Annotated in this window: 9 protein-coding genes; 7 read left to right on the top strand and 2 right to left on the bottom strand. The window is 59.6% G+C overall.

The window, feature by feature from the left end; all coding sequences use genetic code 11:
• Nucleotides 1–115: 115 nt before the first annotated feature.
• The 4 genes from xdhA to guaD all read left to right on the top strand — a co-directional run bounded on the left by xdhA (nucleotide 116) and on the right by guaD (nucleotide 6,591).
• Nucleotides 116–1,606 carry a xanthine dehydrogenase small subunit gene (xdhA, locus tag AKL27_RS11790; protein WP_050463123.1) on the top strand — a complete coding sequence of 497 codons (1,491 nt, stop codon included), beginning with the start codon at nucleotides 116–118 and terminating at the stop codon, nucleotides 1,604–1,606.
• Nucleotides 1,607–1,639: 33 nt separating this feature from the next.
• Nucleotides 1,640–4,024, top strand: a complete 2,385-nt coding sequence (gene xdhB, locus AKL27_RS11795; RefSeq protein WP_050463024.1) for a xanthine dehydrogenase molybdopterin binding subunit — start codon at nucleotides 1,640–1,642, stop codon at nucleotides 4,022–4,024.
• A 48-nt stretch (nucleotides 4,025–4,072) separates the two neighbouring features.
• Complete coding sequence (xdhC, locus tag AKL27_RS11800) at nucleotides 4,073–5,164, top strand: xanthine dehydrogenase accessory protein XdhC (RefSeq protein WP_050463025.1); 1,092 nt, start codon at nucleotides 4,073–4,075, stop codon at nucleotides 5,162–5,164.
• 122 nt (nucleotides 5,165–5,286) lie between these two features.
• Complete coding sequence (guaD, locus tag AKL27_RS11805; protein ID WP_050463026.1) at nucleotides 5,287–6,591, top strand: guanine deaminase; 1,305 nt, start codon at nucleotides 5,287–5,289, stop codon at nucleotides 6,589–6,591.
• Here the strand turns inward: guaD and AKL27_RS11810 are convergent, their stop codons facing one another.
• Nucleotides 6,592–7,272, bottom strand: coding sequence for an ABC transporter substrate-binding protein (locus AKL27_RS11810; protein WP_198155953.1), 681 nt, complete (start codon nucleotides 7,270–7,272; stop codon nucleotides 6,592–6,594). It abuts the gene before it with no gap.
• A 227-nt stretch (nucleotides 7,273–7,499) separates the two neighbouring features.
• Here AKL27_RS11810 and mutS point away from each other — a divergent pair, with 227 nt between their 5' ends.
• Both mutS and AKL27_RS11820 read left to right on the top strand, forming a co-directional pair.
• Complete coding sequence (mutS, locus tag AKL27_RS11815) at nucleotides 7,500–10,208, top strand: DNA mismatch repair protein MutS (RefSeq protein ID WP_083439008.1); 2,709 nt, start codon at nucleotides 7,500–7,502, stop codon at nucleotides 10,206–10,208.
• Nucleotides 10,205–11,128, top strand: coding sequence for a hypothetical protein (locus AKL27_RS11820; RefSeq protein ID WP_050463028.1), 924 nt, complete (start codon nucleotides 10,205–10,207; stop codon nucleotides 11,126–11,128). Before mutS ends, AKL27_RS11820 begins: the two co-directional genes overlap by 4 nt.
• Before the next feature lie 76 nt (nucleotides 11,129–11,204).
• On the opposite strand, the gene AKL27_RS11825 is transcribed toward AKL27_RS11820, so the two are convergent.
• On the bottom strand, nucleotides 11,205–11,747 hold the full coding sequence (locus AKL27_RS11825) for an FKBP-type peptidyl-prolyl cis-trans isomerase (RefSeq protein ID WP_050463029.1): 543 nt from the start codon (nucleotides 11,745–11,747) through the stop codon (nucleotides 11,205–11,207).
• A 188-nt stretch (nucleotides 11,748–11,935) separates the two neighbouring features.
• On the opposite strand from AKL27_RS11825, the gene AKL27_RS11830 reads away from it, so the two are divergent.
• A complete protein-coding gene (locus tag AKL27_RS11830) occupies nucleotides 11,936–13,060 on the top strand; it encodes a cupin domain-containing protein (protein ID WP_050463030.1) in 1,125 nt (374 codons plus the stop codon).
• Nucleotides 13,061–13,323 lie beyond the last annotated feature (263 nt).

A 13,323-nucleotide genomic window follows, 5' to 3' on the forward strand; every position in this document is an offset into this window, starting at 1 on the left:
TTGCGCAATGACATGGTCCACAGTGTCATTGCGCAAAAATCAGCAGACGTAACAGCAGTGCAGTGAGACATTGATTCAGCCATTCGTATTTGTATTTCAACAGAGCCAACAGACCATGTCAGAACCGATTCGTTTTTACTTTCGCGGCGCCACGCATGAAGTGGCAGGCCAGGCCAATACGCGCACCGTTTTGCAGCATTTGCGCGAAGACTTGCATTGCACCGGCACCAAGGAAGGTTGCGCTGAAGGCGATTGCGGCGCCTGTACCGTGGTGGTCGGCGAACTGCGTGGCGAGCGGCTGGAACTCAACACGGTCAACTCTTGCATTCAATTCTTGCCGACCCTCGATGGCAAGGCCTTGTTCACCGTGGAAGATCTGAAGCAAAGCGATGGCTGCCTGCATCCGGTGCAACAGGCGATGGTCGAATGTCACGGTTCGCAATGCGGCTTTTGCACGCCCGGCTTTGTGATGTCGCTGTGGAACCTGTATCTGCAACATGAACAAAGCGATATCGCGCCGACTACCCGCGAGATCGATGACGCACTGTCCGGCAACCTGTGCCGCTGTACCGGTTACCGCCCCATCATCGATGCCGCGCGGCGCATGGGCGAATTGCCCGGCGTGCGCTTTGACCGCGCGCAGGTGGCGGATGCCTTGCGCGGCTTGCAGCGCCGCGAACCTCTGAGCGTCAGCTATAACGGCCAGACCTTTCATGCCCCACGCACGCTGGCGCAACTCTCGGCCTTGCGCGCCGAACTGCCGAAGGCGCGCATTCTGGCCGGCTCCACCGATGTCGGCTTGTGGGTCACCAAACACATGCGCGACCTTGGCGACATCATCTACCTGGGCCAGGTCGACGAATTGAAAAGCATCAGCGAAGCGGATGGCTGGTTGCAGATCGGCGCCGGCGTCACGCTGGAAAAATCTTATGCGGCGGCACATGCGCATTACCCGCAAGAGTTGTCGGAACTGTGGCAACGCTTTGCTTCGCTGCCGGTGCGCAATGCCGGCACGCTCGGCGGCAATGTCGCCAATGGCTCGCCGATTGGCGACTCGATGCCGTGGCTGATTGCGCTCGGCACCCACATCGTCTTGCATGGTGTCGATGGTGAACGCAGCATGCCGCTGGAAGATTTTTATCTGGCCTATCAAAAATCGGCATTGCTGCCGAATGAATTCGTGAAGGCGGTGCGGATTCCGTTACCGCGTCCCGGCATCGTGTTCCGCACCTACAAATTGTCGAAGCGCTTCGATCAGGATATTTCTGCGGTATGCGCCGCCTTTGCGTTCGCTCTCGCCGATGGCAAGGTGACGGCTGCCCGCATCGCCTACGGCGGCATGGCGGCGACCCCGAAACGGGCGGCACTGGCGGAAGCCGCGCTCAATGGCAAGGACTGGAACGAGGCCAATGTGCAAGCTGCCATCGCCCTGCTGGCGCAGGATTACGCACCGTTATCGGATATGCGCGCCTCATCGGCATACCGCATGAAAACGGCGCAGAATCTGTTATATCGCTACTGGCTGGAAACCCGGGCCGAGGCGCCGCTGGCGCCCACCTCGCTGCGCGCTTTCGCGCTGGGTACTGCCGCGACACAGATTGCTTGAGGCAGCAAGAGAAATGCGTTACCAAGGATCATGATGAACAAGCAAACCGAACAATTCATGTCTGAAAAACTGGCGGCCGCGCCAGCCTGGAAGGAAGTCGGCAAACCGCATCCGCACGAATCGGCGATTCTGCACGTCACCGGCGAAGCCACCTATACCGACGACATCGTCGAATTGCAAGGCACGCTGCATGGCGCATTGGGCTTGTCGCAAAAAGCCCATGCCACCATTCGCAGCATCGACCTCAGCAAAGTCAAGGCAGCCCCCGGCGTGGTGGCCGTATTTACCGCCGATGATATTCCCGGCGAAAACCAATGCGGCGCCATCATCCACGACGACCCGGTACTGGCCGATGGCCTGGTGCAATACATTGGCCAGCCCATCTTCCTGGTAGTTGCCGAAAGCCACGATGCCGCCCGCCGCGCTGCCCGTCTGGGCGTCATCGAATATGACGAACTGCCGGCCATCCTGACACCGCGTGCCGCCCATGCTGCGCAATCCTATGTGCTGCCACCAATGCACCTGAAACGCGGCGATGCCGTCGCCGCCTTTGCCACTGCGCCGCACAAGCTGCAAGGCAAGTTCGATGTCGGCGGTCAGGAACAGTTTTATCTGGAAGGCCAGATTTCCTACGCCATTCCCAAGGAAGGCAGCGGCATGCATGTCCACTGCTCGACCCAACATCCAAGCGAAATGCAACATCACGTAGCGCATGTCTTGCATGTGTCTTCGCATGATGTACTGGTCGAATGCCGCCGCATGGGTGGCGGTTTCGGCGGCAAGGAATCGCAATCGGCACTGTGGGCCTGCGCCGCTGCGGTCGGCGCCGCGCGCCTGCGGCGTCCGGTCAAGCTGCGCGCCGACCGCGATGACGACATGATCGTCACCGGCAAGCGCCACTGCTTCGCCTACGATTATGAAGTCGGCTATGATGACAACGGCCGTATTCTGGCGGCCCGCATCGACATGATTTCGCGCGCCGGCTTTTCCGCCGACTTGTCGGGTCCGGTCGCCACCCGTGCTGTCTGTCACTTCGACAATGCCTATTATCTGTCGGATGTCGAAATCCACGCCATGTGCGGCAAGACCAATACCCAATCGAACACCGCGTTCCGCGGCTTCGGCGGACCGCAAGGCGCTATCGCGATTGAATATATCGTCGATGAAATCGCCCGCAATCTGGGTCTGGACTCGCTGGCGGTACGACGCGCCAACTTCTACGGCAGCAGCGATGCCGACGGTCCGGATGCGCGCAACGTCACGCATTACGGCCAAAAGGTGGAAGACAACATCATTCACGAACTGGTCGATGAACTGGAAGTCAGCAGCCAATACCAGGAACGCCGCCGCGCCATCGATGCCTTCAATGCCGCCAGCCCGATCCTGAAAAAAGGCCTGGCGCTGACGCCGGTCAAGTTCGGCATTTCCTTCAATGTGCCGCATCTGAATCAGGCCGGTGCGCTGGTGCACGTGTATACCGATGGCTCGGTACTGGTCAATCACGGCGGCACCGAAATGGGTCAGGGTCTCAATACCAAGGTGGCGCAGGTAGTCGCCAATGCGCTTGGTCTCGGGCTGGACCGGGTGCGCTGTACTGCCACCGACACCAGCAAGGTCGCCAACACCTCCGCCACTGCCGCCTCCACCGGCACCGATCTCAACGGCAAAGCCGCGCAACATGCGGCCTTGCAGATTCGCGAACGACTGGCGGCATTTGTGGCGCAGCGTTTTAGTGTCGATGTGGCCGAAGTCCGCTTTGCCGATGGCATCGTCAGCGCCGGTGCCCAATCGCTCAGTTTCCCGGAACTGGTGATGCTGGCCTACACCGCGCGCATCCAGTTGTGGTCCGACGGCTTTTACTCAACCCCGCGCGTGCACTGGAACGCCAAGACCATGAATGGTCATCCGTTCTATTACTACGCTTACGGCGCTTCGGTCTCGGAAGTGGTGATCGATACCCTCACCGGCGAATGGAAACTGTTGCGCGCCGATGCCTTGTACGATGCCGGCGAAGCACTCAACCCGGCGATTGATCTGGGCCAGGTCGAAGGCGCGTTCATTCAGGGCATGGGCTGGCTGACCACCGAAGAATTGTGGTGGAACAAGGATGGCAAGCTGATGACGCATGCGCCGTCGACCTACAAGATTCCGGCGATTTCGGATTGCCCGGCAGATTTTCGGGTCAAGCTGTTCAAGAACAGCAACGTGCAAGACAGCATCCACCGCTCCAAGGCCGTCGGTGAGCCGCCGTTGCTGTTGCCGTTCTCGGTATTCCTGGCGATCCGCGACGCCGTTGCCGCCGTCGGTGACAAGCGCATCAATCCGCCGTTGCGGGCGCCGGCGACCAGCGAAGCAATTCTCGATGCCGTGGACGCCGTCAAGGCTGCGCGTGGCGCCGTGCAACAAGCGACACAATAAGCGATGCAATAAGCCCTACAATAACCGTATATCTTTTGAGGAGAATTCATGAGCACCTGGCTCGCCGCACTGAAAGACTTGCACACCAGCGCCACCCCGGCAGTACTGGTAACGGTAGCGACCAGTCAAGGGTCGACGCCGCGTGAGGCTGGTGCGCGCATGGTGTATACGGCCAGCGATCAGTACGACACCATCGGCGGCGGCCATCTGGAATGGCGCGCGGCGCAGATTGCACGTGCCATGCTGGATGCCGACCCGGTGCTGCCGGGCAGCGTGCGCCGGCTCGAGCGCATTGCACTCGGCCCGAGCCTGGGGCAGTGTTGCGGCGGTGTCGTGTTTCTCGCGTTCGAACGGGTCGATCGCGTGCGCGAACCGAATACCGGCCTGCTGCTCAATGCGCTGGAACAGCATTGGCGTGATGGCATCGACGTCTGGCGCGCCGTCGCGCTGGAATCGGAGACGCCGACGCTGCTGTATGAACTGGAAGGTGAAGCCTGTGACCACAGCGCACCTGACAACGGTCTCACGGCCACCATGTTCCGCGATGCCAACGGCACCCATATCGCCACCGACCGCGATGGCCAGCGCTGGCTGCTGGATCGCTGCCGCGCCCATCAGCCGCAAGTGGTGCTGTTCGGCGCCGGCCATGTCGGCGCCGCCATTGTGCGGGTGCTGGGGACGCTGCCATGCCGTATCCTGTGGGTCGATGAACGCGAAGACATGTTCCCGGCCGACCTGCCACTGCAAGTGACGCTGGAAGCCACCGATGTGCCCAACGCCATGGTCGATCAGGCGGAACCGGGCGCCTACTTTCTGGTGATGACGCACAGCCACGCGCTGGATCAGCAACTCAGCGAACGCATTCTGAAGCGCAAGGATATCGCCTGGTTCGGCCTGATCGGCTCGTACACCAAGCGCAAACAATTCGAGCACCGCCTGCAAGAGCGCGGTATCAAGCCGGAACAGTTGAACAAGATGACCTGCCCGATCGGCATTCCGGGCATCTATGGCAAGGAACCCGCCAGCATCGCGATTGCGGTGGTGGCGCAACTGATGCAATTATGGGAACTGCGAGCGCAGCAACCACAACGAAAGCCAGGCGTAGTACTCGCGACACACCTGCTGGACGGCCGGCACTGAACAGTCCGGACCGTCGCCTGCAGCAGTAATCGCTCTACCCTCTCATTCAGTTGTGGCCTGACGCCGGTGCATTTGCGGTTCCGTTCCGCGTGCGCCGGCACCAGCCAAGATCAAGGACCATCATGACTTCCCACGTGCAAGCCTATCGCGCCAGCCTGCTCCATTTCCGTAACGATCCCGCCTTCGATGACGACGCCACGCTGTGGCATACCGATGGCCTGTTGATTGTGGCCGCCGGCAAAGTGGTGGCCGCCGGCAACTACAGCAAACTGGTGCCGACGCTGCCGGCCGGCTGCGAGGTGCACGACTATCGCGGCAAGATCATCGCGCCCGGCTTCATCGACACCCACGTTCACTATCCGCAAACCGACATCATCGGCTCGCCGGCCTCCGGCCTGCTGCCCTGGCTCAACACCTACACTTTCCCGACCGAACGCCGCTTCGGCAGTAATTCGCATGCCACCGAAGTGGCCGATTTCTTTCTCGCTGAATTGCTGCGCAACGGCACCACCACCGCTGCCGTCTATTGCACCGTGCATCCGCAATCGGTCGATGCCTTCTTCAGCCGCAGCCATGCACGCAATCTGCGCATGATCGCCGGCAAGGTGCTGATGGATAGAAATGCCCCGGAGTTCTTGCTCGATACACCGGAAAGCAGCGCCCGCGACACTGCCGACCTGATCCGCCGCTGGCATAACAAGGGCCGCCAACTGTACGCCATCACGCCGCGCTTCGCACCAACATCAAGCGACGAACAATTGAAACTGGCCGGCGAACTGGCCACCCAATATCCGGATACGTATATCCAGACCCACGTCGCCGAAAATACCGATGAGGTGGCGTGGGTCAAGCAACTGTTCCCCGACGCCCGCAGCTATCTCGATGTCTACGACCGTTGCGGCCTGATGCGCGAACGCGCCCTGTTCGCCCACTGTATCTGGCTCGACGACGCCGACCGCGCGCGCATGGCCGCCACCAGATCCGTGGCGACCGTGTGCCCGACCTCCAATCTGTTCCTCGGCAGCGGCTTGTTCGACTTCGCCGCCGCCGACAGATTGCAGATGCCGGTATCACTGGCCACCGACGTCGGCGGCGGCACCAGCTTTTCGATGCTGGTCACCATGAATGAGTTATACAAGGTAGGCCGCATGAGCGGCGTCCATCTGGCGGCGCAACGCATGTTCTACATGGCCACGCTGGGCGGCGCAAGAGCGCTGCAGCTGGAAGGCACCATCGGCAATTTCAGCGCCGGCTGCGAAGCCGACTTCATCGTGCTCGACCCCAAGGCCACGCCCCTGCTGGCACGCCGCAGCGCCACCACCGACAGCCTCGAAGAACAACTGTTCGCGCTGGCGATGCTGGGCGATGACCGCAGTATTGCGGCGACTTATTCAGCGGGAGTGTGTGTGCACGCGCGTCAGCCTTGATCAGCAACCGGCTTCACGGTGCCAGGCAAATCCCTTGATGGCTTGCCATGCGGGAGTGCCGTACTGATACAGCGTATAGAAAAAGTGGAGTGCATTGCCATCCTTGTCAAAGGCAATCTCTCCGCTTAATCCGCGATATTTTCCGCGATGCAGTGCGGCCGTGATTTTCGCGGTGTCCAGCGAATCTGCCTGGCGCACGGCATCGATCAGAATCGTGGTGGCGTTATACGCATAGCGCGAAAACGAAATCGGCGGCTTGCCAAACATGCCCGCATACCTTTTCTGAAAAGCCTGCCAGTGGGGACACTGCTCCAGTGCGGCACCGGTAGACCAATGCCCGATGACACCAACGACTTCCGAGCGGATGAAGTACTGCGCCGCGAAGCCGGCGCTGTTGGGATCGCCTTTATCATCCTGCGTCAGCATTTCAAACTGCAGGCGCTCAGCGCCATGCGTCAGTTTCAACTGGCGCTGATTGGCTTCCGCCACGGCCAGCTCGGCGCCCTCGCGTGCACTCTGCGCGGTGCGCTCGGTCAGTGGCCCGGCAAAGCCGATCGCGACCTTGCGTACCGGCACCGCAGCGTTACCGCCGGCATCCGCTTGCCACGCCATCCCTCCCGCCGCAACCAGCAACAGACTGTTGACGATTGATAAACGGCAGCGCCCTGCCCATCTAGACATTGTCATGATTCCCCGCCGGCAAATCAAACCAGATGCCATCCGGTGCTGGTGTTCTCCCGAAAACGGAACACCGCACCATTTTTATGATCGCCAGCGAGGTACGCCACCGGATATGATGAGCCGGCATGCGCCATTCCCTTCCTCTGGGCCGCCCGCACACTGTAGAATTGCAAAATAAACCATATCCGCAGGACGATGACGTCGATAAACGTTGTCTGCAAGACTAAATGACCTCAATCAAAAAATCCACCCCTGATACCAGCCCGGCCAACGTTAGTGCCAGCAACGGCGCCGAAAAACACACACCGATGATGATCCAGTATCTGCGCATCAAGGCAGACTATCCGACCACGCTGGTGTTTTATCGGATGGGAGATTTTTACGAACTGTTTTTCGACGACGCCGAAAAGGCGTCGCGCCTGATGGGCATCACGCTGACCCAGCGCGGCTCGTCCAATGGCACGCCGATCAAGATGGCCGGCATTCCGTTTCACTCGGCCGATCAATATCTCGGCAAGCTGATCAAGCTCGGCGAATCGGTGGCGATCTGTGAACAGATCGGCGATCCGGCCACCAGCAAGGGACCGGTAGAACGCAAGGTAGTGCGCGTCATCACGCCCGGCACCCTGACCGATTCCGATCTGTTGCCGGAAAAGTCCGACCGGCCGTTGCTGGCCGTGCATGTGGTCAGCCACAAGCAACGCAAGAGCGTGACTGTCGGTCTGGCATGGTTGTCGATGGCCAGCGGCGCGTTGAACATAATGGAATTCAGCGCCGATGGCAGCCTGCTCGATAGCCGTCTGAAGCAGGAACTGGAACGCATCTCGCCGGCGGAGATTCTGCTCGGCGATACCCAGAACGATGCCTTTATGCATATCTTGCCGGGCAAGGCCACTACCGTTCCCGACTGGCATTTCGATTTGCCGAGCGGGCAAAAAGCCTTGCTGGATCAATTGTCGGTGGCCACGCTCGATGGTTTCGGCGCGGCCGGCCTGACAGCCGCCATCGGTGCCGGCGGCGCTTTGCTGCGTTATGCGCAATCGACTCAGGGCAAGGGCTTGCAGCACGTGCGGGCATTAACCGTCGAATCCGAAAACGAATTCATCGGCCTCGATGCGGCCACCCGCCGCAATCTGGAACTGACCGAAACCATTCGCACCCAGGACACGTCAGCACTGGCGCCAACGCTGTTTTCGCTGCTCGACCATTGCCGTACTGCGATGGGTTCGCGTCTGCTGCGCCACTGGCTGCATCATGCGCGGCGCGATCAGCAAGTCGCGCGCGCCCGTCACGCCGCCGTCAATGCGCTGATGCGCACCGACGCCTGCTCCGGTTTGTCGACCACGCTGGCAGCAGTACCCGATATCGAACGCATCACCACCCGTATTGCCCTGCTGTCGGCCCGGCCGCGCGATCTGGCCGGACTGCGCGCCGGCTTGCAGCAACTCGGTTCGCTGCGCGCGTATGTCGCCATGTGCAGCGGCGATGCGGATGCGCCGTTGCTGCTGACGTTGCAACATGCACTGGCCACACCCGGCGAATGTCTTGATCTTCTGGAACGCGCCATCTTGCTGGAGCCGGCTGCCATGGTGCGCGACGGCGGCGTTATCGCACGCGGCTTCGATGCCGATCTGGACGAGTTGCGCGGCCTGTCGGAAAACGCCGGCCAGTTCCTGATCGATCTCGAATTGCGGGAACGGGCCCGCACCGGCATTGCCAATCTGCGCGTCGAATACAACAAGGTGCATGGCTTTTATATCGAAGTCACGCACGGTCAGACCGATAAGGTACCGGATGATTACCGCCGCCGGCAGACACTGAAAAATGCCGAGCGTTACATCACGCCGGAATTGAAGGCCTTCGAAGACAAGGCCTTGTCGGCACAGGAACGCGCGCTGACACGGGAAAAATTTCTGTATGAGCGCCTGCTGCAAGACCTGGCACCGCATATCACCACCCTGCAGGATATTGCCCACGCGCTGGCCCAGCTCGATACGCTGGTGGCGCTGGCCGATCACGCTGCGCGCAATAACTGGTGCGCACCGCAACTGGTGGCCGAACCCTCGATCCTGATCGAGCAAGGCCGCCATCCGGTGGTGGAAAACCAGATTGAACGCTTCATCGCCAACGACTGCGCCTTCAGCGCCGAACGCAAGCTGTTGCTGATCACCGGCCCCAACATGGGTGGTAAATCGACCTTCATGCGCCAGGTGGCGCTGATCACGCTGCTGGCGTACGTCGGCAGTTTCGTGCCGGCACGCAGTGCCGTGATCGGTCCGATCGACCGTATCTTCACGCGTATCGGTGCCGCGGACGATCTGGCCGGTGGCCGTTCTACCTTCATGGTGGAAATGACCGAGTCGGCCGCGATTCTCAACAATGCCACTGAAAATTCACTGGTGCTGATGGATGAAGTGGGACGCGGCACCTCGACCTTCGATGGCCTGGCGCTGGCGTGGGCGATTGCCAAACATCTGATCGAAACCACCCGCAGCTTCACACTGTTTGCCACCCATTATTTTGAATTGACGCAATTGCCGGAAATTCATGCCAGCGCTTCCAATGTCCACTTGTCGGCAGTCGAACACAAGGACAGCATCGTGTTCCTGCATGCGGTGCAAGCCGGACCGGCATCGCAAAGCTATGGTTTGCAAGTGGCGCAACTGGCGGGCGTACCACCGGCCGTGATCCGCGCGGCGCGCAAGCATCTGAGCGCGCTGGAAGCGCATTCGGTACAGTCGACGCCGCAGTTCGACTTATTCAATGCGCCGGTCAGTGATGACGATGAAATCGAAGATGCACATCATCAAGGCGCATCAGACCCGGCAGCCCATGCGGTAGCCGAAGCGCTGGCCGACATTGATCCCGATGCCCTGACCCCGCGTGAAGCATTGGCGGCGTTGTATCACCTGAAACAACTGGGTAGCAACGCATGAAAAAGCTGTCTTTCCTGACGCTGGCGCTGAGCTTGCTGCTGGCAAGCGCGGCGCACGCACAGGAAGCGTTTCAATTTGGTGTCATCGGCCATTCGTTCGTCGGCACCGCAGACGATTCACTGTTGCGCAAGGCGATCCGTGAAAGCGATGCCGACAATCTCGCGTTCGTCGTCGTCAACGGCATCAAATCCGCTTCGGAGCCATGCAGCGATACGCTGTATGGCGAGCGCCGCGCGGTGCTGGATGAGGCCGAAAATGGCATCGTGGTATCGCTCGCTGCCAGTGACTGGGCCGGCTGCAAGACCCGCAACGAAAAGTCGGCCGCCCTCGAACGTCTCAATCGCGTGCGCGAACTGTTTTTCCAGGAAGAGTTTTCCTTCGGCGCCAGCAAGATTCCGGTGCTGCGCCAGTCGATCACACCCAAGTTTCGCGCCTACACCGAAAATGCCCGCTGGGAAGTCGGCAGCATCTTGTTTGCCACCATCAATCTGCCATCGGGCAACAACCACTTCTTGCCGGACGGCGGACGCAACAGTGAATTCGAAGATCGCCTGATCGCCAATCGCGACTGGCTGCAACGCCTGTTCACGTTTGCCTCTTCCAAGAAGCTCAAGGGCATCGTCCTGTTTTGCGATGCCAATCCCATGACCTTGCCACATCAGCGACCATTTCTGTTCCGCGGCCAACGCGATGGTTTTTCTGAAATCCGCCAGCGCCTGACGACACTGGCCGGCGATTTCCCGGGCAAGGTCTTGCTGGTTCACAGCGAATCGACACAACGCGCAGAAACCGTGAAGGCGATCAACTGGAAACGCAATCTGGGCACTATCGGCGTCGGTCCCGGCTGGATCAAACTGGCCGTCAATAACAAGTCCGGCACCTTGATCTCGCTGGCAGCGACCACGACGCGCGACAAGTAGCGATATCACCCGGCACCGTCTGCAGACGAAAAAAAACGCAGACCGGAGTCTGCGTTCTTTTATTTCTGCATCGGGTTCAATGTACCGGATGGCTGCGGAAATGGTCGCCTTCGTCGCCGGCTTCATCATCGTCACCGTGGTGGTGATGACCATGCGGTCCGTGCACGTGCTGATGCTGGATTTCTTCTTCCGTCGCAGCGCGCACTTCCGTCACCTTCAATTCGAAACGCAGAGCAATGCCTGCCAGCGGATGGTTGCCATCCAGCACGACCTTGTCATCAGCGATTTCAGTCACGGTGAAGATCACGGCATCATGACCTTCTTCGTCCGGCGAACCTTCAAACTGCATGCCGACTTCCAGCGGCGATGGCAGACGGTTCTTCGGTTCGATCTTGACCAGTTCGGCATCGTATTCGCCGAACGCATCTTGCGGCTCGACCTGAATCGTTGTGTGATAGCCGACTTCCTTGCCATCCAGTGCTTCTTCGATTTTCGGCAAGGTGTTTTCGTAGCCGCCATGCAGATACACCATCGGCTCCTTGCTTTCTTCGATCAGCACGTCCTGTGCATCCGACAATTTGTAGTTGACTGAAACTACGGTATTTTTGGCAATCTTCATATATGCCCCTTTTCCTAATAACTGTTCTGTAAGTAATCGCAAGAAGCCGGTGCAATTTCGACAAGAAGATATGCCGCAAGCCAATGCACTTCATTGATGCAGGCAGAATTATACCCGCTCGCGCCGGGTCCGCGGAAATGCAACGGCATCAACGCATGAGGCGTCGGAACAGGCTCTATAATGTCGCCATGAAAAATCTGACTCTGCTCGGCGGCATCAGCCCCGCCACCTTCCTGCGCGATTACTGGCACAAAAAGCCGTTGCTGATCCGTCAGGCCATTCCCGGCTTCAAGCCATTGCTGGAGCGCACTGCCCTGTTCGAGCTGGCGGCGCGGGAGGATGTCGAATCGCGCCTGATCACCCAGAATCAGCAAGACTGGCAAATGGAACACGGGCCGCAGACCAGCTTGCCGCCATTGACACAAAAGCAATGGACCTTGCTGGTACAGGGCGTCAATCTGCATGATGATGCGGTCGATGCACTGCTGCGCCAGTTCCGCTTCATTCCCGACAGCCGTCTGGACGATCTGATGATCAGCTATGCCACCGATGGCGGCGGTGTCGGCCCGCATTTCGATTCCTATGATGTGTTCCTGCTGCAAGCGCACGGACAGCGCCGCTGGCGTATCGGTGCGCAAAAGGATCTGACGCTGGTAGAAGGCAAGCCGCTGAAGATTCTCAAGAACTTCAAACATGAAGAAGAATTCGTGCTGGAACCCGGCGACATGCTGTATCTGCCGCCCCACTACGCGCATGATGGCATTGCCATCGGCGAATGCATGACTTACTCGATCGGTTTCCGGGCGCCGGCGTTTCAAGAGCTGGGTGAAGCCTTCCTGCAATTCATGGCGGACTCAATCGACCTGCCCGGCCGTTACGCCGATCCCGACCTGACGCCGGCGAAGAATCCGGCCGAATTGCAGACGCCGATGGTGGAACGCATCGCCGAAGAATTGAACAAGATGCAGTTCACCGCCGATGACATCACGATTTTCCTCGGCCAGTATTTGTCCGAACCGAAAGCCAGCGTGTTCTTCGACCCGGTCGACAAACCGCTGACGCCGGCCCGCTTCGTCCAGGCCGCCAAGAAACGCGGCGTCAAACTGGCGCGCAAAACCCAGATGCTGTACCGCCAGAAGAACGTGTTCATCAACGGCGAGTCGTTTGCCGTGGGACGCGAAGACAAAATCCTGCTCGCTGCGCTGGCGAATGACCGTGCGCTCAGCGGCGACGCTGTGGCCAAAGCATCGGTGGATGTGCTCGAAGCATTCCAGGTCTGGTATGAGGACGGCTGGCTCAGTCTGGACGCGTAATGTCTGCGGCCGCGTTCGCACGCGCGGCCGATTGCTCGCGGGCGCTGACTTGACAAAATACAAAACCCCGCCGCCAGCATGGGTCCGGTTTTTGTCAAAAGGCCGGAAAGCGGCATGAATAAAGGGCTGACGAAAAACTGACAAGTGCGCGTTTGGCTTACAAAATCTTACACAAAAGAATAATTCGCATGTCACATTCTTAAAATGTGGCTATAATATCGGGCTGGAAAGCTTTCGTTGTTCCATAGCTTATGAAGACGGCG

The sequence above is a fragment of the Herbaspirillum autotrophicum genome (assembly GCF_001189915.1).
GTDB lineage: Bacteria > Pseudomonadota > Gammaproteobacteria > Burkholderiales > Burkholderiaceae_D > Herbaspirillum > Herbaspirillum autotrophicum.